A 25,200-nucleotide genomic window follows, 5' to 3' on the forward strand; every position below is an offset into this window, starting at 1 on the left:
CTAGGCTGCTAATGTCACTGGGAGGTACCCATGAAGATGCTCATCAACGTTCCGGAAACCGTGGTGGCGGATGCGCTGCGGGGCATCGCGGCCGCTCATCCCGATCTCACCGTGGACGTGGAGAACCGGGTGATCGTACGGCGGGACGCCCCCGTGGCCGGTCAGGTCGGGCTGGTCTCGGGCGGGGGTTCGGGGCACGAGCCGTTGCACGGCGGGTTCGTCGGTCCCGGGATGCTGTCGGCGGCCTGCCCCGGTGAGGTGTTCACCTCTCCCGTTCCCGACCAGATGGCACGGGCCGCCGCGGCCGTGGACAGCGGAGCCGGTGTGCTGTTCATCGTGAAGAACTACACGGGTGACGTGCTCAACTTCGACATGGCCGCCGAACTCGCCGAGGACGAGGGCATCCAGGTCGGAAAAGTCCTGGTCAACGACGACGTGGCCGTCACCGACAGCCTCTACACCGCCGGCCGCCGCGGTACCGGCGCCACCCTGTTCGTGGAGAAGATCGCGGGCGCCGCGGCCGCCGAGGGGCAGCCGTTGGAGCGGGTGGAGGCCATCGGGCGGCAGGTGAACGAGAACTCGCGCAGCTTCGGCGTGGCACTGAGCGCCTGTACGACCCCGGCCAAGGGCACCCCGACCTTCGATCTGCCCCCGGGCGAGCTGGAGTTGGGCATCGGCATCCATGGTGAGCCGGGCCGCGAACGGCGGGCCATGATGACCTCCGGCGAGATCGCCGACTTCTCCGTAAACGCCGTCCTGGAGGACATGCCACCGCGCAACCCGGTACTCGTCCTGGTCAACGGCATGGGTGCCACCCCGCTGCTGGAGCTGTACGGCTTCAACGCCGAGGTCCAGCGCGTGCTCGCCGAGCGCGGGGTCACCGTGGCCCGCACCCTGGTCGGCAACTACGTGACCTCCCTGGACATGGCCGGCGCCTCGGTCACCCTCTGCCAGCTCGACGAGGACCTGCTGCGGCTGTGGGACGCGCCGGTGAAGACGCCGGCCCTGCGCTGGGGGATGTGAGCGGGGAACAGCACCGACCCGCGTCCGTACGCAACGCAAGGAGATCCAGTGCTCGACGCCGAATTCTTCCGCCGCTGGATGGCGGCGACCGCCACCTCCGTGGACCGCGAGGCGGAGCGGCTCACCGCCCTCGACTCCCCCATCGGGGACGCCGACCACGGCAGCAACCTCCAGCGCGGGTTCAAGGCGGTCACGGCCGCGTTGGAGAAGGACTCACCCGACACCCCGGGGGCCGTGCTGACGCTCGCCGGACGTGTGCTGATCTCGACGGTCGGCGGCGCGTCCGGGCCGCTGTACGGGACGCTGCTGCGCAGCACCGGCAAGGCGCTCGGCGACGCGGCCGAGGTCGGCGAGGAACAGTTCGCCGAGGCGCTGCGGGCGGGGGTGGACAAGGTGATGGCGCTCGGCGGTGCCGCGCCCGGGGACAAGACGATGATCGACGCCCTGGTGCCGGCCCTGGACGCACTCGGCGACGGGTTCGGCGCGGCGCGTGCCGCCGCCGAGCAGGGCGCCGAGGCGACGATTCCGCTGCAGGCCCGCAAGGGCCGGGCCAGCTACCTCGGCGAGCGCAGCATCGGCCACCAGGACCCGGGCGCCACCTCGTCGGCCCTGCTCATCGCGGGGCTGGAGGAGGCGTCCGGTGAGTGACGACAAGCTGGTCGGGATCGTGCTGGTGTCGCACAGCGCGGAGGTCGCCGCGTCCGTCGCGGAGCTGGCCAAGGGGCTGGCGGGCGGGGCCACGGCGGTGCCGGTCGCCGCCGCCGGCGGTACCGAGGGCGGCGGGATCGGCACCAGCGCCGAGCTGATCGCCGCCGCGGCCGCGGCCGTGGACCGGGGTGCCGGGGTCGCCGTCCTCACCGACCTGGGCAGCGCGGTGCTCACGGTGAAGGCGCTGCTCGCCGAGGGCGACGAACTCCCGGACGGCACCCGCCTGGTGGACGCCCCGTTCGTCGAGGGCGCGGTGGCCGCGGTCGTCACGGCGGCCACCGGGGCGGACCTCGGCGCGGTGGAGTCGGCGGCCGCCGAGGCGTACACCTACCGCAAGGTCTGAACCCCCTGGAACCCCCTACGAGAACCCCTTAGGACAGCCCGCCCGCCACGACCGCGAGGGCCGAGCGCATGGTCGCCGTGAGTTCGGCCTCGGCCGTGGCGGGGTCCGTGGTCCCGTCGGCGACGCGCCAGGCGTAGTGCTCGGCGGCCGCACGCAGGGCCGCGTTGAGCATGGCCGCCTGGATGGTGGGCCGCAGATCGTCGGCGGGGAGTCCGGCCCGTTCGGCCAGGGCGCGGGCGAACGCCGGTTCGGCCTCGTCGTAGGACTGCAGCCATTCCGCGCGCAGGCCCGGTTCGTCGCGGGTCAGCCGGACCAAGGCGCCCATGGTGGCGCGGTCCGGGCTGTGCGCCAGGCGGCTGTCCGTCGGTACGGCGTCCCCGATCGCCTCCTCCAGCGCCTGGCCCGGCCGCCACGCGCGCAGGCACTCGGCGACGACCTCGATACCGGCCGCGAACAGCGGTCGTACGCAGGCCTCCTTGCTCGGGAAGTAGCGCCACACCGTGCGCGCCGAGACCCCCACCGCCTGCCCGATCTGCTCCCCGGTGGTCGCGGCCACCCCCTGGGCGACGAACAGGTCCACCGCGGCCCGGGCGATCTCCAGTCTGATCTCGGCCTTGCGCTCCTCGGTGAGGGGCGGCCGTCCGGTGCGTCCCCCTGCGGTCATCTGTCCCTCCGGCGTCGGTGACTGCTGCACCGGGATTCTCTCCGAAACGGCGGTGGATTCTGCCGGCGACTTTATGTCACTCGACGACATTAAGTCGTATGGTGTGACCGGAAGCGGGCGCCGGGCGCCCTCGAACCACCAGATCGGAGCACCACATGGCCAGCGGACTCGACGGGCGCGCCGTCATCGTCACCGGCGCAGGATCGGGCATCGGGCATGCCTCCGCCCTGGCCTTCGCGAGGGAGGGCGCCCGGGTGGTGGTCGCCGACCTCAACGCCGAGGGCGCCGCCGCGACGGTGACGGAGATCGAGGAGGCGGGCGGCACGGCCGTGGCCGTCACCGGTGACCTGAGTGAGCAGTCCGTCGTGGACCGGGTGGTCGCGACGACCGTGGAGCGGTTCGGCGGGGTGGACGTCCTGGTGAACAACGCCGGGATCATGGACCGCATGTCGGCGCTGGGCGAGGTGAGCGACGCGGAGTGGGAGCGGGTGATCCGGGTCAACCTCACCGCGCCGTTCCTGCTGACCCGGGCGGTGCTGCCGCACATGCTGGCGGCGGGCCGGGGCGCGATCGTCAACACCGCCTCCGAGGCCGGCCTGCGCGGCAGCGCGGCGGGCGCGGCCTACACGGCCTCCAAGCACGGCGTCGTCGGCCTGACGAAGTCCCTGGCGGTGATGTACCGCAACCAGGGCATCCGGGCCAACGCGATCGCCCCCGGCGGCACCAGGACCGGCATCCAGATCGACCTGGCGGACGGCGCGCACGGTCCGGCCGCGCTCGGCCCCTACTTCGGCAACGTGGGCCAGGTCTCCGAGCCTGAGGAGCAGGCGGCGGCGATCGTCTTCCTGGCCTCGGACGCGGCCGGCAACATCAACGGCGCGATCCTGCCCGTGGACAACGGCTGGGCGGCGGTCTGAGTCGAGGCGGGCCGGCCGGGACGGGTGCGGGGTCCGGTGCCGGCAGGTCCGTCCTGTCGCTGACGGGTGACGAGTCGTCGGTGACGACGTAGACGCCAACGCCCTCCCTTCGGCCGGTTGCGGACCGTCAGGGCCGAGAGGCGTCGGGCCGCCCGGCCGGCCTGCGCCTCGCACGTCTCCTTCGTCACGGCCACACCGGCACAGTCCACGGCCGTCACCACGCCGTCGGCCGGGTCAACCCCGAACTGCCAGCCGATGCGCATCGGTTGGTGTGCGGGTTTCCCCGGACCTCATGCTTGGATGGTCTCGACCGGTGCGGTACCGCGACCCGGCCACCACCTCCCGTGGCGGACCGGGACGCAGGAGCATGAGGACCTGTCTTCGGTGCATGGGGACAGGGCAGGGGGTGGGAGGAACGGTGTCGGACGGCACTGCCGGGGCCGCGTTCGCCGAGTTGCTGCGGGAGTTGAAGGACCGCTCCGGGCACAGCTACGGGACGCTGGCCAGACGACTTCACATGAGCGCGTCGACGCTGCACCGTTACTGCAACGGCGACGCCGTGCCCACCGACTACGGGCCGGTCGAGCGGTTCGCCCGGCTGTGCAAGGCGTCGCCCGGGGAACTCGTCGACCTGCACCGACGCTGGGTGCTGGCGGACGCGGACCGGGGACGGACGGGCGCGAAGGCGTCGGGCGACGACGCGAAAGCGACTGCGACTGCGGCTGCCGCTGCCGCTGCCGCTGAGGCACCCCGGGAGACTCCTCGGGGTGCCGCTCGGGGGCCGTCGGAGGGATCCGAGTCCCCGGCGGAACCTGCGCCGGTGCCGGAGGCGGCCGAATCGGCTCCGGGCAGCCCTGTCCTGCTCCCCGGCGGCAGGCCCGCCGCCTCCGCCGGACGACGCGGCAACCGCGGGCCCGTCCTCGCCGGGATCGCGGTGGCCGCCGTCGCGAGCGTGGTCGCGCTCACCGCGACCCTGCCGTCACGCGGCGACGACAGCCGGGACCGGTCGGCCGGGGCCGCCTCCGCCACGGCCGGCGCTCGGCGCGGCACGGACGGCCGGACCGGTTCCGCGTCTCCGTCCCACGCCTCGCCCTCTGTCTCCGTCGCAGCCTCCGCCTCTGCCACGGACCGGGCCACGAACACCGCCAAGGCATCGCCCGGCGGCACGGCCGGCACGACCCCGTCGGCCACCGGCGCGGACACCTCGACCGGGGTGCCTCTGACGGTGCACACCCGGCCGTACAGCTGGGAGGACCAGTGCAGCCAGCATTATCTGGTCGACGCACCGCCGGACCATGTGGCCCCGCCGCCCGTCGAGAACGACGCGCCCGCGTGGGTGGCGGCCGAGGGGGCCGTCTCCGCGGCCGAGCAGTACGTCACGCTCACCGTGCAGGGCTCCGGTGCGGGCACCGTGGTCCTGGACAGCCTGACCGTCCGCACGACCGGCAGGAGGGCGCCGCTCCCCTGGACCGACTACACCATGGGCGTCGGCTGCGGCGGCGGGGTGTCGACCGGCTCCTTCGGCATCGACCTCGACGCCGCCCGTCCCGCAGTGGTGCCCAAGGACGGGCAGCACGGCTTCCCGATCAAGGTGAGCGAGTCCGACCCGATGGTCTTCTACGTCAGGGCCGACGCCGCCGCGTACGACACGAGTTGGTATCTCGAACTGAACTGGTCCAGCGGCGCCCGCCACGGCACGGTCCGGATCGACGACCAGGGCCGCCCCTTCCGCACCAGCGGCAGCGGCGGACGGCCCGCCTACTGGTACCTCCTCGGCGGCGACTCGTGGACCAAGGCGGACACCCCCTAGGCACCCCTAGGCATCGCCGCGTGAAGCCGCGCCCGCCCACCGGAGGCGGGGAAGGGTTCCCCGCACGGGACCCGTCGAGCGGGCCGCGCGGGCGGCCGGCCGCGGCGGCCGAGCGAGGAGCCACGTCCGGAGGGTGAGCGCCGGGACCGTCCCGGACACGCCGTCCCGTTCGGGCGCATGCCGTGGTCTCTCCCGGGCCGGGCGGAGGGTCGCGGACGGCTCGGGTCGTCCCCGGCTCGCGGGCGGCGTCGCGTGCTTCCCGGCCCGCGGTCGGCGGCCGGGCCGCCCGGTGCCCCTGCCCGGGACCGGTCTAGTCGCTCCCGGTGAACAGTGCCGCCAGCCGCTCCCCCGCCGCCTCCGCCTCCGCCTGGTCCTCGATCGGCTTGATCACCGAGTCCTTGAAGACGATGTACGTGACTCCGGAGGGGACCCCGCCGGCGCGCGGGTCGGGGTTGATTCCGAGGCCTTGGGCGGTGGCGTAGGAAGCCTCGCCGATGATGTCGCGCGGTCCCGTGTCGCCGACGACGGCGTACTGCACCCGGCCCTTGTAGATCACGGCGCCGACCGCACCGCCCCGGACACCGGACGCACGGTGGTCCCAACGGCCGCTGGGGGCGGGTACGACGATGTAGGGCAGCGTCTCCGCGTCGAGATGGCGGCCGTCGGACTGCCGGTAGGCGGTGGCGGCGGAGAAGGCCGGATCGGCGGCGCGGTTGCAGTGGGCGGTGGGCCGGCCGTCGCAGTCGATGTCGAGGTCAGCCTTCCAGAACACGGCCTGCTCGGTGTCGCACACGGGGACGGTGGCGGCGGTACCGGCGTCGGTGCGGTAGCGGCCCCTGGACACCTGGGTGCAGTCGCGGACCTGGTCCAGCAGGTCGGTGGCGGTGATCCGGTGCCGTGCGCCGGGGGCCATGAGGGGGCCGACGGGGATGGGCGACGTGGTCGGGGCGAGCAGGGCGGCGCCGGCCGCGGCCAGCGTCAGCAACTGGACACGCACGATGAGGGACCCTCTCCGTGGGGGGACATGAAGTCACCCAATCTGGTGCCGGTCCGGCCCCCGGGCCAGCAAGCGGAGGCTCCACAGGGCCGTACGGAGCAAGAAACTGACACTCCGTGAGAATCCGCCGGGGGCCGGGGCGCTGAGCCGGTGTCAGCCCAGGCCGCCCCGGCCGCCCGCGTCGGCGCGGGATCAGCGACGACAGCGTTCCGCGCCACAGGCGCGAACTTCCCTGCTCCCGCGGGAAGTTCGGCCGCAGTACGTTCAGCATACGTAACTCCGGCCCGACGTCTGCAATACGGCCCTCTTGCTGTCCGCATGCCGGGCAGGCCATATTGGTCCGGACCATTGCCGTGCTGCCGTCCCCGGAGAGGCGGAACCGTGCGCCGAGCCGTCGTCGTGGTCTGTGTCCTGCTGTCGGTGACGTCCTGCGGCCGGGGCGGGACCGCCGACGGCGACAGCGGGCGGCTGCCCGGCGCGCCGACGGGGGTCACCGCGGCGGCCGGGAGCGCCACCAGCGTGCATGTCATGTGGAACGCGCTGCCGGACGGTGCCGGGATCCGCGCCTACGAGGTATATCGCGGCACCACGAAGGTCGGTGAAGTGCCCGGCTCGGAGCACATGGTGGAGGTCACCAGGCTCAGGCCGTCCACGGTGTATGTGTTCACCGTGCGGGCGCGGGGCGGTGACGGCAGCCTCGGCCCGGGCAGCCCCGGGGTGCGGGCGACGACACCGGCGCTGCTCGCGGCGGACCGCTCGGCGCCGACCCGTCCGGCACACCCGAGCGGCCGGGCCGTGGGCAGTCGCGCGGTGCAGCTGTCCTGGAGCGCCTCGACGGACGACCGGGCGGTGTTGTCGTACGACGTCTACCAGGGCGACGCCCGGATCCACAGTGTGGGCGGGAACCAGACCGCGACCGTGGTGACGGGGCTGCGGCCGGGCACGCGCTATGTGTTCACGGTCCGGGCCGGGGACGCCGCCGACAACCTCTCGCCGGCGAGTTCGGCGGTCCGTCTGACCACGCCGGGCGGCGACGACGGCCGGGACACCGCGCCGACCGGGTTCACCTCGAAGAGCCACGCGGAGGCGGGCGCGTACTACCTCGATCTGGCCTGGGACCCGCCGCGCGTGGACGGTGTGGTCACGGAGTACCAGATCCGGCTCGACGGCACGGCGACCACCTCGCTGGTGTGGGGCGGCACCCCACCGAAAGGCCGCTCCGCCTACAGCTTCTATGTGGGACGGGACCATGGGGTCGTACACCATGTGCGGCTGCGGGCGCGGTTGCCCGACGGGACCTGGGGCGGGTGGTCGGTGGAGCGGGCCGTGCCGACGGGATCGTGACCCGCCCCGCGCGTGACCGTCCGGCGGAGCGCGTCACCTGACCGGTCGCCCTCCGGATGCGGGGCGGGCGGGGGCCGTCTTCGCTGAACCTGAGGCAGCACGGGAGTCTCCCGATCCTCGGCGGCGCAAGGGACGTTCCGCCAACCGTGCCGCCGGAGGGCAGCCAATGCGCACTACACGACTTCTCCTCCGCTCCGGCCTGACCCTGGCGGCCGCCGCCGCGCTCCCGGCCTGGCTGGCCGGCCCGTCCGACGCGGTCTCGGGCATCTCGGTGAGCACCACCGGCACCACGGTCTCGGTGGTCACCAGCGCCTGTACCCAGAGCAACGGCAGCTGGGGCAACGCCTCGCTGCTCAACAGCAGCCAGGCCTCGTTCGCCCAGGGGCGGCAGGTGGCCCTGTCGGGCACCACCGTGAGCCAGTCGGCCGCCTGGTCGGGTGTGTCGCCCGGGACCTACACGGTGGTCGTCGTCTGTTCCAACGGCGGTACGGCGGGCACCCAGTCGGTGATCGTCTCCGCCGCCCCCGCCGTGCCCGCTCCTCCGACGACCTCGTCCGCCAACAGGCCGGCCGCGCCCGCCCGGGGCGTGATGGGCGGTCTGGGAGGTGCCGCCCGCGACTACGGCCCGCTCACGCTGGGCATCGGCGCGGCGCTGGTCGGTACGGGCGTCATCGCCACGGGCTGGTACCTGCGCAAGCGCTCGAAGCCCTACCGGCTCTAGGACCCCTCGGGGAGTTCCCCGAACTCCTGGAGGGCGTGGGTGAGCCACTGCGTCCAGAAGGTCTCCAGATCGATGCCGGCCCGCAGCACCAGGTGCCGGAGCCGGTCCTCGGGGGCGTCCTTGCCCGGCGGGAAGTCGCGGCGCTGGATCTCCTCGTACTCGGCCAGCTGCCGCTGGTGCAGTTCCAGATGGCGGCGCAGGTCGGCCTGGAGTCCGTCGGTGCCGACGACCGCCGCCGCGCGCAGCCGCAGCAGCATCACGTCCCGGATGGGCTTCGGGTCCTGGGAGGCGGCGGTCCAGCGGGCCAGTTCGGCGCGGCCCGCGGGCAGGACCTCGTAGCTCTTCTTCTGCCCGCGGGCCGGCTGTTCGGCCGGCAGTGCGCGGATGTAGCCCTCGGCCTCCAGTCGTCCCAGCTCGCGGTAGATCTGCTGGTGCGTCGCCGACCAGAAGTAGCCGATCGACTTGTCGAACCTGCGGGTCAGCTCAAGGCCCGACGACGGTCTCTCGAGCAGGGCGGTGAGGATCGCGTGCGGGAGTGACATGGGCTCATCCTAGGGACGGCCCCTACAGGGCGGCGGCCAGCTCGGTGCCCTGCTTGATGGCCCGCTTGGCGTCCAGTTCGGCGGCGACGTCGGCCCCGCCGATCAGGTGCGCGTTGCAGCCGGCGGCGACCAGCTCCTCGTACAGGCCCCGGCGCGGTTCCTGGCCGGTGCACAGCACGACGGTGTCGACCTCCAGGACGGTGCTCTCCCCGTCGACGGTGACATGCAGTCCGGCGTCGTCGATCCGGTCGTAGCGGACGCCCGGGACCATGGTGACGCCCCGGTGCTTGAGCTCGGTGCGGTGGATCCAGCCGGTGGTCTTGCCGAGGCCGGCGCCGACCTTGCTCTCCTTGCGCTGCAGGAGGTGGACGGTGCGCGGGGGCGCGGGGCGCTCGGGGGCGGCGAGCCCGCCGGGGCCCTGGTAGTCCATGTCGACGCCCCAGTGCTTGAAGTACGTCGACGGGTCCTCGCTCGCCTTGTCGCCGCCGTCGGTCAGGAACTCGGCGACGTCGAAGCCGATGCCGCCGGCGCCGAGAATCGCGACGCGGTCGCCGACGGGCGCGCCGTCGCGCAGCACGTCGAGGTAGCCGAGGACGCGGGGGTGGTCGACGCCCGGGATGTCGGGGGTGCGCGGGGTGACGCCGGTGGCGACGACGACCTCGTCGTAGCCGGTCACGTCCTCGGGTTCGACGGTGGTGTTCAGGCGTACGTCGACGCCGTGGGCGTCGAGCTGGTGGCGGAAGTAGCGCAGGGTCTCGTCGAACTCCTGCTTGCCGGGGACCTTGCGGGCCACGTTCAGCTGGCCGCCGATCTCGCTCGCGGCGTCGAACAGGGTGACGTCGTGGCCGCGTTCGGCGGCGGAGACCGCGCAGGCGAGGCCGGCCGGGCCGGCGCCGACGACCGCGACGCGCTTGCGCAGCCGGGTCGGGGCGAGGACCAGTTCGGTCTCGTGGCAGGCACGCGGGTTGACCAGGCAGGAGGTGATCTTCCCGCTGAAGGTGTGGTCGAGGCAGGCCTGGTTGCAGCCGATGCAGGTGTTGATGGCCTCGGGCGTACCGGCCTGCGCCTTGGCGACGAAGTCGGGGTCGGCGAGCATCGGGCGGGCCATGGACACCATGTCCGCGTAGCCGTCGGCGAGCAGTTCCTCGGCGACTTCGGGGGTGTTGATGCGGTTGGTGGTGACCAGCGGGACGGACACCTCGCCCATCAGCTTCTTGGTGACCCAGGTGTAGGCGCCGCGCGGCACGGAGGTGGCGATGGTGGGGATGCGTGCCTCGTGCCAGCCGATGCCGGTGTTGATGATGGTCGCCCCGGCGGCCTCGACGGCCTTGGCGAGGGTGATCACCTCGTCGAGGGAGGAGCCGCCGGGGACCAGGTCCAGCATGGAGAGCCGGTAGACGATGATGAAGTCGTCGCCGACGGCCTCGCGCACCCTGCGGACGATCTCGACGGGGAAGCGCATCCGGTTCTCGTACGAGCCGCCCCAGCGGTCGGTGCGCCGGTTGGTCGGGGCGGCGATGAACTCGTTGATCAGGTAGCCCTCGGAGCCCATGATCTCGACGCCGTCGTAGCCTGCCTGCCGGGCGAGGCGGGCGGTGCGGGCGTAGTCGTCGATGGTCCGCTCGACGGCCTCGTCGGTGAGCTCGCGGGGCGGGAAGGGGCTGATCGGGGCCTGCAGCGGGCTGGGGGCGACCAGGTCCCGGTGGTAGGCGTAGCGGCCGAAGTGCAGGATCTGCATGGCGATCCGGCCGCCCTCGCGGTGCACGGCCTCGGTGATGGCGCGGTGCTGCCCGGCCTCCTCCTCGGTGGTGAGCTTGGCGCCGCCCTCGTAGGGCCGCCCCTCGTCGTTGGGGGCGATACCGCCGGTGACGATGAGGCCCACTCCGCCGCGCGCCCGGGCGGCGTAGAACTCCGCCATCCGCTCGAAGCCTCGCTCGGCCTCCTCCAGGCCCACGTGCATGGAGCCCATGAGCACGCGGTTGGGCAGCGTGGTGAAGCCCAGGTCGAGCGGGTTCAGCAGGTGCGGGTAACGGCTCATCTGGGCCTCCGTGCGCGGTGTCGTCACCGTAGTTGTAGAGGACCGCGCACGGTTTATGCAACTAGTTGCACAAAGGCTCACAGTGGCTTGTCACACACCACGCCGCTCTCGGACAGTCCGGTCACCGGCTTTCGAGCAGCACATGCAGCTCCCTCTCCTGGTCCCCCGAGGCGGAGGACAGGTTGCGTACGGCGAACAGGGAGTCGAGGGTCGTGTGGAGCCGGCTGATCGCCCAGTAGCCGCCCTGCGCGTCAGCCTCGACCGAGGCGGTGAGCCGGGGCGGCGGGGTGCACTCGTGGGCGTCGGTGACCTCGAACGTGCCGAGCCACACCATCGGGCGGGTCTCGTGGAGCTGTTGTGGCACGTCCTCGGCGGCCCGGTCGGACTCGAAGCACTGGCACAGCGCGTCGAACACGATCCGCGCGTCCTCCTTGCTGCAGCCGCTGATCTCGAGGGAGACGGGTTCCTCGTGCAGTCGCTCAGGGACCATCGTGATCGCTCCTCTCATGACGATGGCGCGGTGTCACGGGTCCCCCGCGAACCGCGCCATGCCAACAGAAAAGCACCGATTCACGGGCGCTGCACCACCCGCCGGCGCACACGGAAGGAGTCAGCTCCGCGTGAACTTGTACGTCTTGCTGTCCGTGAGGATGCAGAAGCCGGGCGACATCACGATGACGCGCAGGGTGCCGGTGCGCCGGTCGTAGTCGATGCCCTCGACCTCGTAGGTGCCGGAGCAGGAGCTGCGCAGCGGGAGCTGGCGCAGGGCGGTGACATGACCGGTGACGTTGCCCGTGCCGGGCTTGGCGGACAGGTCGATCTGCAGGAGCGGCTTGGTGTAGCCGAAGAGGCTGCCGTCCGGGTCGTCGGAGGAGCACAGCAGCGTGGTGGCGCCGGTGAAGTCGCAGCCCTGGACGTCGCGCACGGCGTGGTCGAGGTTCACCACGGAGGCCAGCGGGAGGTTCGCGGACGGCGAGGTGCTCTTGTTGGCGCCCGGTGCCGGGAAGACCAGGAAGCGGGTCATCGTGCCGTACTCGCCGGAGAGCATGTACTGGCTGTCGGGCGAGATCGCGTCCCAGGAGTTGTTGAGCGCCTCGCCGGAGGCGAGCGTGTGGGTGTACTCCGACCAGGTGCCGTCGGGGGCCTGCACCCGGTACATCTTGGCGGTCCCGGAGTCCGCCTGGTACGGCTCGACGTAGTAGCCGTCGTAGGACTCGTCGGGGTCACCGACGTGGTTCCAGCCGCGGCTGGAGACGCTGACGGGGATGGTGCCGATGCCGGTGTACCGGTTGGCACTGTTGGCCGGGACCTCGACCGAGGTCAGGCCCTGGCTCTCGGTGAGCGGGTCGGCGCGGTCGGAGCCGGTCTCGGTCCAGGTGTCGGCGGCGGAGGCCGTACCGGTGGACAGGGCGAAGGTCGCGGCGAGGGCTATCAGGGCGGTCAGGCCTGCGCGACAACGTTGCCGGGTGGACGCGGGCATGGAAGCCTACTCCTCGGTACTGGGGGGTGGGAGGTGTGTGCGCCGGCCAGTCTGGCGCCGACCCGGTCGACATGTACAGACCAATGACGGAGACGGGAAGGTGAAATCACGTCACTGCCGCCTCCGTGGTCACTTCGCCGTACGGATGCCGTCGTGTTGAGAGATGGTGGAAAAGTCGGCGGCGGCGTCGGAGATTCGGGTGTGAGCGCGATAGAACATGGGGAGTCGGCACGGGGGACGACGTGCCGTACGGAAGTTCGAAGGCGGTGCGTGCAATGAGTCCAGCCGAGGCTTCGGCGGCCGAGGGCGAGGAGCCGGTACGCGGGCCCGTGCGGCCCGGCGGACTGCTCGACGTCCTGGGCATGGCCTCGGTCGTGCTGGACGCCAAGGGGCGCATCGTGCTGTGGAGCCCCCAGGCGGAGGAGCTGTTCGGCTATCCGGCCCACGAGGCGCTCGGGCAGTACGCCGCCCGGCTGATGGTGGATGAACGCCACATCGAACTGGTCGGCAAGCTGTTCTCGGACGTGATGCGCACCGGGCAGAGCTGGGCGGGCGGTTTCCCCATCCGCCACAAGGACGGCACCACCCATGTGGTGGAGTTCCGCAACATGCGGCTCATGGACGACAACGGCGACGTGTTCGCGCTGGGGCTCGCCGCCGACCAGTCGACGGTGCGCCGGCTGGAGCAGGACGTGGCGCTGTCCGAGCGCATCGTGAAGCAGTCGCCGATCGGGCTGGCCGTCCTCGACACGGATCTGCGGTTCGTGTCGGTCAACCCGGCGATGGAGCGGATGAACGGCGTCCCGGCCGCGGAGCATGTGGGGCGGACGATCCGCGAGGTACTGCCCTCCCTGGACGCCGACACCCTGGAGTCGGCCTACCTGCGGGTGCTGCGGACCGGCGAGCCGGTCATCGACGAGTCCGCGGTGGGCCGTACGCCGGCCGACCCGGACGAGGAGCACATCTGGTCGGTGTCGGTCTACCGGCTGGAGGACGCCCTCACCAACGTGCTGGGCGTGGCGGCCTCGGTGGTGGACATCACCGAGGCGTTCCGGGCCGGTGTCGAGGCCGAGAACGCGCGCCGCCGGCTGGCCGTCATCGCCGACGCGTCCGCCCGCATCGGCACCACCCTGGACCTCGACCGCACCGCCCGTGAGCTGGCCGACGTCGCCGTGCCGGAGCTGGCGGACGTGGCGTCCGTGGAGCTGCTGGACGCGGTCGTGGAGGCCCGGCCCCACAGCACGCTCGGCCCGGCCGAGCCCGCGCTGATCCGTGCCCTCGCCGTGCGTGCGGAGCAGGAGGCGGACGCGGTCCAGGCGGCCGACACGCCGGGCACGGTCGCCCGGTACGCGCCGGACCGGCTGATCACCGAGTGCGTACGGACCGGGGAGGCCGTCGTCGTCCGGCAGGTCAAGGACGAGGACCTGCCGAGGATCGCCGCCTCCCCCGAGGCCGCCGTGCTGCTGGGCCGCGCCGGGGTGCACTCGTATCTGGCGGTACCGCTGATCGCGCGCGGCGAGGTGCTGGGCGCCCTCGACCTCAAGCGCACCCGCAATCCGGCGTCCTTCGACGACGACGATCTGCTGCTGGCCAGGGAACTGGCGGCGCGGGCGGCCGTGCAGATCGACAACGCCCGCTGGTACCAGAACGCCCGCACGACCGCGCTGACCCTGCAGCGCAGCCTGCTGCCGACGCACCCGAGGGTCACCAACGGCCTGGAGGTCGCCTCCCGCTACCAGCCGGCGGGCGAGACCGTCGAGGTGGGCGGTGACTGGTTCGACGTGATCCCGCTGGACGGCGGCCGGACGGCGCTCGTGGTGGGCGATGTGATGGGCAGCGGTATCAACGCGGCCGCGACCATGGGCCGGCTGCGTACCGCGACCAACACCCTGGCCTCCCTGGGCCTGGACCCGGCGGTCCTGCTGGAGCACCTCGACAAGACCACCTCGGGTCTGGACCACTCCATCGCGACCTGCGTGTACGCCGTCCACGACCCGCAGCTGCGCCAGTGCCGGATCGCCAACGCCGGCCATCTGCCCCCGGCCCGGGTCCGCCCCGGCAGGCCGCCGGAACTCCTCGACCTTCCCACCGGGGTCCCGCTGGGCGTGGGCGGGGTCCCGTTCGCCACGACGACCGTGGACTTCGAACCCGGCGACGAGCTGGTGTTCTACACCGACGGTCTGGTGGAGACCCGCAGCCACTCCCTGGACGAGCGGCTGGACGCGCTGCTGGACCTCCTCGACGACCCCGGCCGCCCCCTGGAGGAGGCCTGCGACCTGCTGCTGCGGGAGCTGCACCACCCGGACAACCACGACGACGTGGCGCTGCTCATCGCGCGGGCGCTGGAACTGGCGTAGCAGCGAGGACCGGTGGCCGGCGCACCGGATCCGGGTGCGTCGAACGCGGGTCGATCGGATTCACAGGGACCGATTACCAGGTTCTTATCAGCGAGCTCTCACACTTCACACAGAGGCATGCGCCGCGTGATGCCGCGTGCCGTTCGCCGATGGGAGCGAGCCGTGACGCACGAACCCGAGCAGGAACACCGCCGCGCCGGCGACGGAACAGACCCCTCGATCCCGCCGATGCCCGACCGTCCTCCGCAGGCCGCCCCGGAGTGGGAGGTGCTGGCGGGGCCGGGGCCGGACCGCGAACCGGGCGCGCCGCTGCGCGACCGCTGGCGCCGGCAGTCCCTCCGCACCCGTGCGGTGACCGTGGCCTTCGTGGCCGGGGCGCTGGCCCTCGGCGGGACGGTGGCGTTCGCCGCCGGTTCCGGCGGCGGCGCCCCCGCCACCCCGCCAGCGGCCTCCGGTGCGCCGTCGGCGCCTTCGTCCCCGGACGGGCACGGCCCCGGGCACGGCTGGTTCGGGATGGGCGGCATGGGCGTGCACGGCGAGGCGACGGTCAAGGACCCGGACACCGGCAAGTACGTCGTACGGGTCTGGCAGCGGGGCACGGTGGAGAAGGTGGCCGGTGACCAGGTCACGGTGAAGAGCGACGACGGTATGTCGTGGACGTGGACCGTGGGCTCGGGCGTCAAGGTGCGCGGGGATGCCGGCTCGCTGAAGAAGGACGCGAAGGCGTTGCTGGTCGGCATCCGCGGGAATGACGGCAAGCTGACCGCGTCGGGCGCGTTCTCGGGCGACTTCACGGGCATGGGCCGGGGCGGTATGCACGACCGGGGCGGCCCCTGGCAGCGCCCCGGCGACCGCTCCCCGTCCCCCGGCCCCTCGGGCAGCGGGGCCACCACCTAGGGCCCTCCGGCGGAGCGGGGCGCAGGACGCGGTGACTGCCGGCCGAGGTGAGCGGGGTCGTGGGGGCCTTGGGGCCGACCGCCGGGCGGCCACATCGGCGACCGGCGGCAACGCCACTCGCGGTAGCCCCTCCGGGGGAGGGGGGAGGGTGGGCCTCCCGGTCCGCGGCGTGATCCGCCGGGCAGCAGCACCTAGGGCCGTACGCCGATCACGACGTTGGCGTACAGCTCCTGCGACACCGCGAGCCGGGTGGCCAGGCCTGCGCGGCTGAAGGCCTCGACGGCGCCGTCGGCCTGACGTTCGCTCGTCTCGACGAGGACGCAGCCGCCCGGCGCCAGCCACTGGGGCGCTCCGGCGGCGACCCTGCGCAGCACGTCGAGCCCGTCGCCGCCGCCGTCGAGGGCGACCAGCGGCTCGTGGTCGCGGGCCTCGGCGGGCAGCAGCCCGACCTCGCCGCTGGGGACGTACGGCACGTTGGCCGCGAGGATCCCGATCCGGCCGCGCAGGGTGGCGGGCAGGGCGTCGAACAGGTCGCCGGCGTGGGCGTGGCCCCCGTAGGGGGCGATGTTGCGGCGGGCACAGCCGACCGCGGCCGGGTCGATGTCGGCGGCGTGCAGTTCGACGTCGCCGAGGGCGGCGGCGAGGGCCGCGCCCACCGCACCGGAGCCGCAGCACAGGTCGACGACGACGGACGCTCCGGGGGCCTGGGCGAGGGCCTGGTCGACCAGGAACTCGGTGCGGCGGCGGGGCACGAACACGCCGGGTTCCACGAGCACCCGCAGCCCGTGGAACCCGGCCCAGCCGAGGACGTGTTCGAGGGGCCGGCCACTGGCGCGCCGGTCGACCATCGCGGCCAGTTCGTCCGGGGTGCGGGCGGTGGCGAGGATCAGCTCCGCCTCGTCCTCGGCGAAGACGCAGCCCGCGGCGCGCAGCGCGGAGACGACAGCGGTGGTGTCGGAGAGTGAAGTCATCGCCGCGAGCCTATCCGCAGTCCGGACCGCCGGTCGCCGGCCGTCAGACGCCGACCGTCTCCTGGGTCTCCTCCTCGGCCTCCTCGGCGAGTTCGGCCGGCGACTCGGGTACGGCCACGGACGCCGTCGGGGCCGAGACCGGGGCCTGGGCCGCCTTGGCCCGCTCGTACGCCGCCGCGATCGCGGTGACCGCGAGGCCGGCCAGCAGCCAGACCACGAGGGTCCACACGTTCCGGCTCAGGCCGTCGCTGCCGAAGTACAGGAGGCTGCGCGCGCCTTCGACGAAACCGGCGCCGTTCCAGAAGGCGTGCAGGGTGCCGAAGAAGCCGTTCTGCAGCTCGGGGCGGAACAACCCTCCGGAGCTGGTGAAGTTGAGCATCACGAAGAGCACCATCATGGTCAGCGTGGTCCACCGCTTGAGGAAGGTGTGCAGGCCGACGCCGATGAGCAGGATGCCCGCCGAGTAGAGCCAGGCCATGCCCCAGACGCCGGCCAGGTCGTGGTGGGCGAGGTGGAACACCGGTCCGGCGAGCAGCGCGCCGATGCTGCCGACGACGGCGGAGACGCCGAGCGCCAGCAGGGCGCGGATCCGCATGGGGAGTGTGCCGCCGGCCGCGCCGAGGGCGGCGACCGAGGCGTAGGAGCCGATACTGACCGCGATGAGCAGGAAGAACAGGCCCTGTCCTGTGGGGTCGTCGGCGACGGGTTCGGCCACGTCGGTGACCTTGAGCGGGAGGCCCTCCTCGGCGGCGACCGGGGTGAAGACCTTCTCGACGGCGGTGGCGCCCATGTCGGAGGCGGCGCTCGCGACGAGCAGTTCCGGTGTCCTGGTGCTCGGCACATAGGCGCCGGTCACGCTGCGGGCCTTGAGCAGGTCCACGGCCTCGGCGCGGGTGGGCACGGTACGGACGTCGAGCTTGTCACCGGCGGTGTCCTTGATGGTCTGCGCGAACACCTTCGCCTTCGGTCCGGCGCCGACCACGGCCACGGGCAGGTGGTTCGGCTCCGGGTGGACGAACGCGCCCATGTAGGCCAGCCCCATGCCCAGGCACATCAGCAGCGGGGTGATCAGGTGCGTGAGCACATGGCGCAGTGCCGGTGACCTCATCGCGTACGACCTCCAGATCTTCCGGTTCTCCCGAAGCACCTTCGGGGGAAACTGGTTGGCTTATACAACTCAGACTCAAGTTGTACTATACAACTAGACCGTCGGAGGAGGTATTCCCGTGACACCCACGGAGACAGCCGTCGAGACCATCCAGCGCGAGATGACGACCTTCGCGCGGCGGGCCAGGGCGTCGGCCGGGCGTATGCACCCCGAGCTGTCGCTGGTGTCCTACACGCTCCTCGGACATCTGGAGGAGCGCGGCGGCTGCCGGGCGACCGACCTGGCCGCGCACTACGCGCTGGACAAGTCGACGGTCAGCCGGCAGGTGGCGGCGCTGGAGCGGTCGGGCCTGATCGAGCGGCGCCTGGACCCGGAGGACCACCGGGTCCAGGTGCTGCATCTGACGGAGGCCGGGGAGGAGATCCTGGCCCAGGTGACCCGCAGCCGCCGGGCCGCCTTCCGGGAGCGGCTGGCTCAGTGGGCGGAGGAGGACCTGGTCAGGTTCGCCGGCTACCTGGAGCGCTACAACGCCGGGACGTCGACGGGCACCGGCGAGGACTGACCGAGCGCCTGCGGCACCCGGGCCGCGAGGAAGGCGGTACGGCGGCGCAGGCGGAAACCGAGGGACTCGTACAGCCGGATCGCGGTGGTGTTCTCGGCGCCGGTGTGCAGGAACGGGGTCTCGCCGCGTTCCCGGATGCCGTACGCGACCGCGCGGATGAGCCGGGTCGCGAGGCCCTCGCCGCGGTACGCCGGGTCGGTGCAGACCGCGCTGATCTCGGTCCAGCCCGGCGGGTGCAGCCGCTCCCCCGCCATCGCGATCAGCCGGCCGTCGCGGCGGATGCCCAGGTAGGTGCCCATGTCGATGGTGCGGGGCAGGAAGGGGCCGGGCCGGGTGCGCTCGATCAGGTCGAGTATCTCGGGCACGTCGGCGGGGCCGAGGCGGACGGCGGACGGCTCCGGGACGGCCTCCATGCCCTCGTCCACCAGCTGCACTCCCGCGATGTCCATCGTGAGCTCCCAGCCGTCCGGGAGTTCCCCTCGGTAGCCGGGCAGCCCGACCTCCTCGCCGGGCCCGGCGAGGGCGGCGAGGTCCGCCCAGTCACGGGCGTCGGGCTCGTCGGGCAGGGCCAGCCACGGGGAGACGTCGACCGGGTAGCGCAGGATGCGGCCGCGCCGCTCGGCGAATTGGGCGTGCGGGCCGGTGAGCGAGGCGAGGGCGGGGTTGTCCAGGATGTGCGGGACGGTGCCGTCGCCCTCGCGGGGGCCGGGGAGGCTCATATCCCGACCTCGATCACGATCTTGCCGCGGGTGTGCCCGTCCTCGACCGCGCGCAGCGCCTGGCCGGCCCGGTCGAGCGGGAAGGTCTGCGAGACATGCGGGTCGAGTTCACCGCCCACGACCAGTTCGGCCACCTCGTCCAGGACCGCGGCGGTACGGGCCCGCTCGACCCGGCTGCCGCCCAGCGCGGCGACGGCCTGCGGCGTGGCTCCGGCGGTGATCAGCCTGGTGCGGTCCGCGAGCAGCGTGGCCGCCTCGGCGAGCACCTCTCCGCCGACCAGGTCGTAGACGCCGTCCACGCCCTCGGGAGCGGCGGCCCGCACCCGCTCGGCGAGGTCGGGACCGGAGGCCACGTGGACGGCGCCGAGCGACTCGACGAAGTCCTTCTTGGCCTCGCTCGCCACGCCCACGACCCGCAGCCCCCAGGCGCGGGCGATCTGCACGGCCGCCGCGCCGACCCCGCCGCCGGCGCCCACGACCAGCAGGGTCGCGCCCTCGGGCAGGTCGAGCTGGCGTACGCCGTCGTAGGCGGTGGCCGCGGCGACCGGCAGGGTGGCGGCGTCGGTGAAGGACAGCGCGGCGGGCTTGCGCGCGGTCACGGCCGCAGGCAGCAGGGCGTACTCGGCGAAAGCGCCGGCGGGCGTGTTGCCGAAGACCTCGTCGCCGACCGCGAACCCGGTCACGCCCTCGCCGATCTCCTCGACGACTCCGGCGGCCTCGCTGCCGAGGACGACCGGGAAACGCGCCTCGCCCTCGCCCGGGCGGCGCAGTCCGTTGCGCAGCTTCCAGTCCACGGGGTTGACCCCCGCCGCACGCACCGCGATCAGCAGCTCACCGGGTCCGGGGCCGGGCCGGGCCACCTCGGCGAAGGCCTCGGTCTCGGGCCCGCCGTGCCTGGTGTAGACGTATGCCTTGGGCATCGTGTTTCCTCGCTCTCTGGTGCTGTCGCCGGTGTCCCGGTAGCGGCACTCAGCGGCAAGGACGAGCGCACGGCCGCTATTCCCGCGCCCGCGGATCGTTCACACGGCTGCAATGATCGGGGTCCTGACCTGGGCCGGAGCACCCGATCGGACATCGTACGGTTGAAGCATGAACGTCACCCGAGGCTTCACCGGCCGTCCCCGCATCGACAATCCCGGACTGCCACCGGGCCAGTACGACGCGGGCGAGGACTGGCCGGTGCTCTCCGCCGAGGTGACGCCGGAGCTGGCGCCCGCCGACTGGTCGTTCCGGATCGACGGGCTGGTGGCCGAGCCGCGCACCTGGGACTGGGCCGCGGCGCACGCGCTTCCCGCGTCGGCGTACGAGGGTGACATCCACTGTGTGACCAGCTGGTCGAAGTTCGGGGTGCGGTTCGGGGGCGTCTCCTTGGACGCGTTTTTCAATGTGGTCCGGCCACATGTGTCCGCGACCCATGCCGTCGCCTATTCGCACACGGGTTACACCACCAACCTGCCGCTCGCGGACCTCACCGGCGGCCGGGCCTGGATCGCCTTCGAGTACGAGGGCGAGCCGCTGCCCGCCGAGCACGGCGGGCCGGCCCGGCTGCTGGTGCCGCACCTGTACTTCTGGAAGAGCGCGAAGTGGATCGCGGGGATCACCCTCCTCGACCACGACGAGCCCGGCTTCTGGGAGCAGAACGGCTACCACGCACGGGGCAACCCCTGGGAGGAGCAGAGGTACTCCGGTGACTGAGACCACCACCGCCGGGGGCTTCGCTCCCCCGACTCGCTTCGCGGTGCCCGCGCGCATCGCGGTCAGCACCCGGGCCGCCGCGGTGTGGCAGACGGCCACCCTCACCGAGATCCGCCGCGAGACCCCGCACTCGGCGACCTTCCGGTTCGCGGTGCCGGCCTGGGCGGGACATCTGCCCGGGCAGCACCTGATGCTGCGGCTGACCGCCGGGGACGGCTACGCGGCCCAGCGGCACTACTCCCTCGCCTCCGCTCCGGACGACTCCGGGCGCATCGAGCTGACCCTCGACCATGTCGAGGGCGGCGAGGTCTCCGGCTGGTTCCACACGGTGGCCCGGCCCGGTGACACCGTCGAGGTGCGCGGCCCGTTGAGCGGCTTCTTCGCCTGGCCCGGCGACCGGCCCGCGCTGCTGGTCGGCGCCGGTTCCGGGGTCGTACCGCTGATGTCGATGGTCCGGCACCACCGGGCCCGGGCCCTGGACGTGCCGCTGCGCCTGGTGGTGTCGGCGCGGTCTCCCGAGGAGCTGATCTACGCGCGGGAGCTGGGTGCGGAGACCACGGCGGTGTTCACCCGGACCGCGCCGGAGGGTGTGCCGGTGGGACGTATGGCCGCCGCACATGTGGCCCCGCTCCTGGCCGAGCAGCCGGCCGGTGGGTGGGAGGCCTATGTGTGCGGTTCCAACGGTTTCGCGGAGCATGCCTCGCGGCTGCTGGTGGCGGCGGGCCAGCCGGTGGACCGGATCCGCATCGAGCGGTTCGGCTGAGCGCGGGTCCTCCGGACGACCCGCCCCGGGGCGTGCGGTCCGGGTACCGCGGGGCGCCGGGCCGGGTGTGCGGCGCGCGCCGGAAGGTGTGCTTCGGGCGTTTCCGCCTCCGTGACCTCGGCAGGTGAGCCGGCTGCTCCGTACGGGGTACCACTTCGAAGTGGACGCTCGCGTGCAGGCGGGGGCACGCTGGGAGCTGCGGACCGGCTGTCCGGCCCTTCGGCTCCCGTTGCGGCGAGGAGGTCGACATGCGTACCCGGATGCGTGGCTGGCGCTGGCGGCAGAACCCGCTGCGGCGCAGTTCGGACGTGGTCGAGGCGTGGACCGCGCTGGTCGTCGCGGTCCTGCTGTGCGTGGGTGCGCCCCTGGCCGGGGCATTGGTGGGCCTGTGGGCCCATGATCAGGCGCGGGCGGTCGCCACGGTCGAGCGGGCGGAACGGCACAGGGTCCGGGCCGTGGTCGTCGGCAGCATTCCGGAGCAGCTGCCGTCGGTGCAGGGCGGCGACCGGGAGCACGCCTACCAGGTGGACGTCCGCTGGAGCGAACCCGGCAAGGGGGCACGGACGGCCCCGGCCCGGGTGCCGGCGGGGACCCGGACCGGTGACGTGGTGGACGTGTGGTTCGACCGTCAGGGGCACGGTGTCGCCCCGCCGCCCACCGAGGTCGCCGTCTGGCAGCACGCGGTCACCGTGGGCATCTGCGGGGCGAGCGGCGCGGCGGCCGTGGTGCTGCTCGGGCACGGCGTCGTCCGCCGGGTCGCGCTGCGCCACCGGCTCGCCGAGTGGGAGCAGGAATGGGCGCGCACCGGCCCGGACTGGACCCGCGGGCGTGCCTGAGACAGCCCGGGGCGCGACCTGGGTGACCCGACCACCCGCTGTGGCCGCCCGGCGCCCGCGATCTCCCGTCCGCCGTCCACGACGAGCCGCCCGGCCGTCTTGACCAGCGGATCGACAGCAGATCAAGAGCGGACGGCAGGAGGTCACCACGGAGGCCGGCGGTGCACGGGCCTGGCGAGTCGTCGGACCACCCACGTACGGTGTGATCATCCGCACCTACCCTTCGCAAAGGCGGTTGTCGATGGCCCTGTTCGACCTCCCTCTCGACGAACTCCGTGAACACCGCAGCACGTCGGTGGCGCCCGAGGACTTCGACGCCTTCTGGTCCAAGACCCTCCAGGAGGCCCGCGAGCACGATCTGGACGCCCGCTTCGAGCCGGTCGACACCGGGCTGTCCACGGTCGAGGTGTACGACGTGACGTTCGCCGGGTTCGGCGGCCACCCGGTCAAGGGCTGGCTGCGGCTTCCGGCCGGCAGCACCGAACCGCTGCCGCTGGTCGTGGAGTTCATCGGCTACGGCGGCGGCCGCGGGCTGCCGCACGAGAACCTGCTGTGGGCGTCGACCGGCCGGGCGCACTTCGTGATGGACACCCGGGGCCAGGGCAGCGCCTGGGGCGGTGGCGGCGGCACCGCCGACCCGGTGGGCGGAGCGCCGGCGTACCCCGGCTTCATGACGCGGGGTGTCGACGCGCCCGAGAACTACTACTACCGGCGGGTGTACACGGACGCGGTGCGCGCGGTCGAGGCGGCCCGCTCGCATCCGCTGACCGACGCGGCACGGACCGTGGCGCTCGGTGCCAGCCAGGGCGGCGGGATCACCATCGCGGTCGGCGGTCTGGTCCCGGACCTGGTCGCTGTCGCCCCGGACGTGCCCTTCCTGTGCGACTTCCCACGCGCCACCACCCTGACGGACCGTCACCCGTACCGGGAGATCGGCCTGTTCCTCAAGACGCACCGCGGCCGCTCGGCGGACGTGCAGCGCACCCTCTCCTACTTCGACGGTGTGCACTTCGCGGCGCGTGGCCGGGCTCCGGCGCTGTTCTCGGCGGCCCTGGAGGACCAGACCTGCCCGCCGTCCACGGTCTTCGCGGCCTACAACTCCTGGGCGCACGACGACAAGGCGATCGAGGTGTACGACTTCAACGACCACGAGGGCGGCGGCCCGTACCACGAGGCGGCGAAGGTGCGCTGGCTCGGCTCGTACGCCTGAGGCGACGGAGGACAGGGACACCGCGAGACGGCCGAACGGTTCGTCCGGGAACCTCTTTTCCCGTCGGCCTTCCCTCCAGTCCGACCAGTCGGTACGTTCGGGAGACCAGGGCCGCAGCGTCGCGGTCCGGGTTTTCCGGCGTACGACGGAGGGCGCATGTCCGAGCACGAACCCCAGGTCCACGGCGTCTGCGAACCGCGTTTCGCGGCGGTGCGGGAGGCATTCGAGGAGAACTTCCGCGACCGGGAGGAACTGGGTGCCGCCGTCGCGGTGACGGTCGGCGGCGAGACGGTCGTGGACCTGTGGGGCGGCTGGGCGGACCCGGCGCACACCCGGCCGTGGGAGCGGGACACCGTGGTCAACGTCTGGTCGACCACCAAGGGCCCGGTGGCGCTGTGCGCGCACATCCTGGCGGACCGCGGACTGCTCGACCTCGACGCGCCGGTGGCCGACTACTGGCCCGAGTTCGCGGCGGCCGGCAAGGAGCGGGTGCTGGTCCGCCATCTCCTCTCGCACCGGGCCGGGCTGGCCGGTCTGCGGGAGCCGCACTCGTTCCAGGACCTGTACGACTGGGAGTTGACGACCGCGCGGCTGGCGGCGACGGAGCCCTGGTGGGAGCCGGGTACGCAGTCCGGGTACCACGCGCTGACCTACGGTTTCCTGGTCGGCGAGGTGGTGCGTCGGGTGTCGGGGCTGCTGCCGGGGGCGTTCCTGGAGCGGGAGGTGACCGGTCCACTGGGGATCGACTTCACGGTCGGACTGCCGGAGAAGGAGTCCGGGCGGGCGGCGGAGCTGGTGCATCCGCAGGTCAGGTCGGAGAGTGAACAAGCTGCGATCTTCAGCCAGTTGACGCCCGTGGCGATCGCGGCCCTGGGCAATCCGCCGGCGGGCGCGGCGCAGGCGAACACCCCGGAGTGGCGGGCGGCCGAGATCCCGGCGGCCAACGGGCACGGCACGGCCCGCGCGGTGGCGGCGCTGTACGGCGTGTTCGCGGGCCGGGGCGAGTACGGCGGCCGGCGCGTGCTGTCGCCCGAGGCGGCGGAGCGGGTGCGCGAGGGGCAGGGCAGCTGCCGTGACCTGGTGCTCGGGGCGGGGTTCGAGCACGAGACCGAGGTCGGGCTGGGGCTGTGGCTGAGCGGGGCGAACGGCTCGTACGGGCCGAATCCACGGGCGTTCGGGCACGACGGTTTCGGCGGTTCCTGCGGGCTGGCCGACCCGGAGGCGGGGGTGTCGCTCGGGTATGTGATGAACCGGATGGGAGGGCGGATCGCCGACGATCCGCGCAAGACGGCCCTGGTCGACGCCGTCTACGCGAGCCTGTGAGTTCCGCCGAGGCCCGCCCGGTTTCGGCCGAACCCGCCGACCGCCCTTCCCTCGTGGTTTAGACCAATGCTAGATGTGGTCGCGCAACGAACCCGCACGGCTACGTCTTGTCATCGAGGCCCGTCGGCAGGCGTCATCCGCCTGCCCACGGCCCCGGTGGCCGGCCCTTGTC

The 25,200-nt window shown here is 72.9% G+C and carries 25 protein-coding genes; 15 read left to right on the forward strand and 10 right to left on the reverse strand.

Going from position 1 to position 25,200, the window contains the following annotated elements:
- The first annotated feature begins 30 nt into the window (after window positions 1-30).
- From dhaK to EDD90_RS03325, 3 genes are read left to right on the forward strand one after another with little or no spacing between them, the layout of a single operon-like run.
- On the forward strand, window positions 31-1,023 hold the full coding sequence (dhaK, locus tag EDD90_RS03315) for a dihydroxyacetone kinase subunit DhaK (protein WP_123971651.1): 993 nt from the start codon (window positions 31-33) through the stop codon (window positions 1,021-1,023).
- 48 nt (window positions 1,024-1,071) lie between these two features.
- Window positions 1,072-1,671 carry a dihydroxyacetone kinase subunit DhaL gene (gene dhaL, locus EDD90_RS03320; RefSeq protein WP_123971652.1) on the forward strand — a complete coding sequence of 200 codons (600 nt, stop codon included), beginning with the start codon at window positions 1,072-1,074 and terminating at the stop codon, window positions 1,669-1,671.
- The gene (locus tag EDD90_RS03325) at window positions 1,664-2,074 is read left to right on the forward strand and encodes a PTS-dependent dihydroxyacetone kinase phosphotransferase subunit DhaM (RefSeq protein ID WP_123971653.1); all 411 of its coding nucleotides are present in this window, start codon (window positions 1,664-1,666) and stop codon (window positions 2,072-2,074) included. Before dhaL ends, EDD90_RS03325 begins: the two co-directional genes overlap by 8 nt.
- Window positions 2,075-2,102: 28 nt before the next feature.
- Here EDD90_RS03325 and EDD90_RS03330 read toward each other — a convergent pair whose 3' ends face one another.
- Window positions 2,103-2,738 carry a TetR/AcrR family transcriptional regulator gene (locus EDD90_RS03330; RefSeq protein WP_123971654.1) on the reverse strand — a complete coding sequence of 212 codons (636 nt, stop codon included), beginning with the start codon at window positions 2,736-2,738 and terminating at the stop codon, window positions 2,103-2,105.
- 155 nt (window positions 2,739-2,893) lie between these two features.
- Here EDD90_RS03330 and EDD90_RS03335 point away from each other — a divergent pair, with 155 nt between their 5' ends.
- Together EDD90_RS03335 and EDD90_RS03340 are read left to right on the forward strand one after the other, a co-directional pair.
- A complete protein-coding gene (locus EDD90_RS03335) occupies window positions 2,894-3,655 on the forward strand; it encodes an SDR family NAD(P)-dependent oxidoreductase (RefSeq protein ID WP_123971655.1) in 762 nt (253 codons plus the stop codon).
- A 418-nt stretch (window positions 3,656-4,073) separates the two neighbouring features.
- Window positions 4,074-5,465 (forward strand): helix-turn-helix transcriptional regulator, encoded by a 1,392-nt coding sequence (locus tag EDD90_RS03340; protein ID WP_185148896.1) that lies wholly within the window; start codon window positions 4,074-4,076, stop codon window positions 5,463-5,465.
- 310 nt (window positions 5,466-5,775) lie between these two features.
- On the opposite strand, the gene EDD90_RS03345 is transcribed toward EDD90_RS03340, so the two are convergent.
- A complete protein-coding gene (locus EDD90_RS03345) occupies window positions 5,776-6,462 on the reverse strand; it encodes a glycoside hydrolase family 75 protein (protein WP_123971657.1) in 687 nt (228 codons plus the stop codon).
- A gap of 381 nt (window positions 6,463-6,843) precedes the next feature.
- Here EDD90_RS03345 and EDD90_RS03350 point away from each other — a divergent pair, with 381 nt between their 5' ends.
- A complete protein-coding gene (locus tag EDD90_RS03350; protein ID WP_260327593.1) occupies window positions 6,844-7,806 on the forward strand; it encodes a fibronectin type III domain-containing protein in 963 nt (320 codons plus the stop codon).
- Window positions 7,807-7,972: 166 nt separating this feature from the next.
- Entirely contained in the window at window positions 7,973-8,527 is a 555-nt protein-coding gene (locus EDD90_RS03355) for a hypothetical protein (RefSeq protein ID WP_123971659.1), read from the forward strand.
- On the opposite strand, the gene EDD90_RS03360 is transcribed toward EDD90_RS03355, so the two are convergent.
- The 4 genes from EDD90_RS03360 to EDD90_RS03375 all read right to left on the reverse strand — a co-directional run bounded on the left by EDD90_RS03360 (window position 8,524) and on the right by EDD90_RS03375 (window position 12,587).
- On the reverse strand, window positions 8,524-9,069 hold the full coding sequence (locus EDD90_RS03360; RefSeq protein WP_123971660.1) for a PadR family transcriptional regulator: 546 nt from the start codon (window positions 9,067-9,069) through the stop codon (window positions 8,524-8,526). The genes EDD90_RS03355 and EDD90_RS03360 overlap by 4 nt on opposite strands.
- A gap of 22 nt (window positions 9,070-9,091) precedes the next feature.
- A complete protein-coding gene (locus EDD90_RS03365; protein ID WP_123971661.1) occupies window positions 9,092-11,107 on the reverse strand; it encodes an NADPH-dependent 2,4-dienoyl-CoA reductase in 2,016 nt (671 codons plus the stop codon).
- A 121-nt stretch (window positions 11,108-11,228) separates the two neighbouring features.
- The gene (locus EDD90_RS03370; protein WP_123971662.1) at window positions 11,229-11,597 is read right to left on the reverse strand and encodes a hypothetical protein; all 369 of its coding nucleotides are present in this window, start codon (window positions 11,595-11,597) and stop codon (window positions 11,229-11,231) included.
- A gap of 120 nt (window positions 11,598-11,717) precedes the next feature.
- Complete coding sequence (locus tag EDD90_RS03375; RefSeq protein ID WP_123971663.1) at window positions 11,718-12,587, reverse strand: hypothetical protein; 870 nt, start codon at window positions 12,585-12,587, stop codon at window positions 11,718-11,720.
- A gap of 275 nt (window positions 12,588-12,862) precedes the next feature.
- Between EDD90_RS03375 and EDD90_RS03380 the strand changes: the two genes are divergently transcribed.
- Together EDD90_RS03380 and EDD90_RS03385 are read left to right on the forward strand one after the other, a co-directional pair.
- Window positions 12,863-14,944, forward strand: coding sequence for a SpoIIE family protein phosphatase (locus tag EDD90_RS03380; RefSeq protein WP_123971664.1), 2,082 nt, complete (start codon window positions 12,863-12,865; stop codon window positions 14,942-14,944).
- A gap of 162 nt (window positions 14,945-15,106) precedes the next feature.
- Window positions 15,107-15,841, forward strand: a complete 735-nt coding sequence (locus EDD90_RS03385; protein ID WP_123971665.1) for a hypothetical protein — start codon at window positions 15,107-15,109, stop codon at window positions 15,839-15,841.
- Between the two features lie 191 nt (window positions 15,842-16,032).
- Here EDD90_RS03385 and EDD90_RS03390 read toward each other — a convergent pair whose 3' ends face one another.
- Both EDD90_RS03390 and EDD90_RS03395 read right to left on the reverse strand, forming a co-directional pair.
- Complete coding sequence (locus EDD90_RS03390) at window positions 16,033-16,812, reverse strand: putative protein N(5)-glutamine methyltransferase (RefSeq protein ID WP_123971666.1); 780 nt, start codon at window positions 16,810-16,812, stop codon at window positions 16,033-16,035.
- A gap of 43 nt (window positions 16,813-16,855) precedes the next feature.
- The gene (locus tag EDD90_RS03395; protein WP_123971667.1) at window positions 16,856-17,920 is read right to left on the reverse strand and encodes a hypothetical protein; all 1,065 of its coding nucleotides are present in this window, start codon (window positions 17,918-17,920) and stop codon (window positions 16,856-16,858) included.
- A 160-nt stretch (window positions 17,921-18,080) separates the two neighbouring features.
- On the opposite strand from EDD90_RS03395, the gene EDD90_RS03400 reads away from it, so the two are divergent.
- Window positions 18,081-18,482, forward strand: a complete 402-nt coding sequence (locus EDD90_RS03400; protein ID WP_260328678.1) for a MarR family winged helix-turn-helix transcriptional regulator — start codon at window positions 18,081-18,083, stop codon at window positions 18,480-18,482.
- Here the strand turns inward: EDD90_RS03400 and EDD90_RS03405 are convergent.
- Both EDD90_RS03405 and EDD90_RS03410 read right to left on the reverse strand, forming a co-directional pair.
- The gene (locus tag EDD90_RS03405; RefSeq protein ID WP_123971669.1) at window positions 18,443-19,201 is read right to left on the reverse strand and encodes a GNAT family N-acetyltransferase; all 759 of its coding nucleotides are present in this window, start codon (window positions 19,199-19,201) and stop codon (window positions 18,443-18,445) included. The two genes, EDD90_RS03400 and EDD90_RS03405, sit on opposite strands and share 40 nt — an antisense overlap.
- A complete protein-coding gene (locus EDD90_RS03410) occupies window positions 19,198-20,121 on the reverse strand; it encodes an NADP-dependent oxidoreductase (RefSeq protein WP_123971670.1) in 924 nt (307 codons plus the stop codon). The genes EDD90_RS03405 and EDD90_RS03410 overlap by 4 nt, the downstream gene beginning before the upstream one ends.
- A 169-nt stretch (window positions 20,122-20,290) precedes the next feature.
- Here EDD90_RS03410 and EDD90_RS03415 point away from each other — a divergent pair, with 169 nt between their 5' ends.
- The 5 genes from EDD90_RS03415 to EDD90_RS03435 all read left to right on the forward strand — a co-directional run bounded on the left by EDD90_RS03415 (window position 20,291) and on the right by EDD90_RS03435 (window position 25,028).
- On the forward strand, window positions 20,291-20,896 hold the full coding sequence (locus EDD90_RS03415) for a sulfite oxidase-like oxidoreductase (RefSeq protein WP_123971671.1): 606 nt from the start codon (window positions 20,291-20,293) through the stop codon (window positions 20,894-20,896).
- On the forward strand, window positions 20,889-21,659 hold the full coding sequence (locus EDD90_RS03420) for a ferredoxin reductase (RefSeq protein WP_123971672.1): 771 nt from the start codon (window positions 20,889-20,891) through the stop codon (window positions 21,657-21,659). The genes EDD90_RS03415 and EDD90_RS03420 overlap by 8 nt, the downstream gene beginning before the upstream one ends.
- Window positions 21,660-21,907: 248 nt before the next feature.
- Window positions 21,908-22,495 carry a hypothetical protein gene (locus EDD90_RS03425; RefSeq protein WP_185148898.1) on the forward strand — a complete coding sequence of 196 codons (588 nt, stop codon included), beginning with the start codon at window positions 21,908-21,910 and terminating at the stop codon, window positions 22,493-22,495.
- 241 nt (window positions 22,496-22,736) lie between these two features.
- Entirely contained in the window at window positions 22,737-23,705 is a 969-nt protein-coding gene (locus EDD90_RS03430; protein WP_123971673.1) for an acetylxylan esterase, read from the forward strand.
- 156 nt (window positions 23,706-23,861) lie between these two features.
- Complete coding sequence (locus EDD90_RS03435; RefSeq protein WP_123971674.1) at window positions 23,862-25,028, forward strand: serine hydrolase; 1,167 nt, start codon at window positions 23,862-23,864, stop codon at window positions 25,026-25,028.
- Window positions 25,029-25,200 lie beyond the last annotated feature (172 nt).

The organism is Streptomyces sp. Ag109_O5-1 (assembly GCF_003814875.1).
Lineage (GTDB): Bacteria > Actinomycetota > Actinomycetes > Streptomycetales > Streptomycetaceae > Streptomyces > Streptomyces sasae.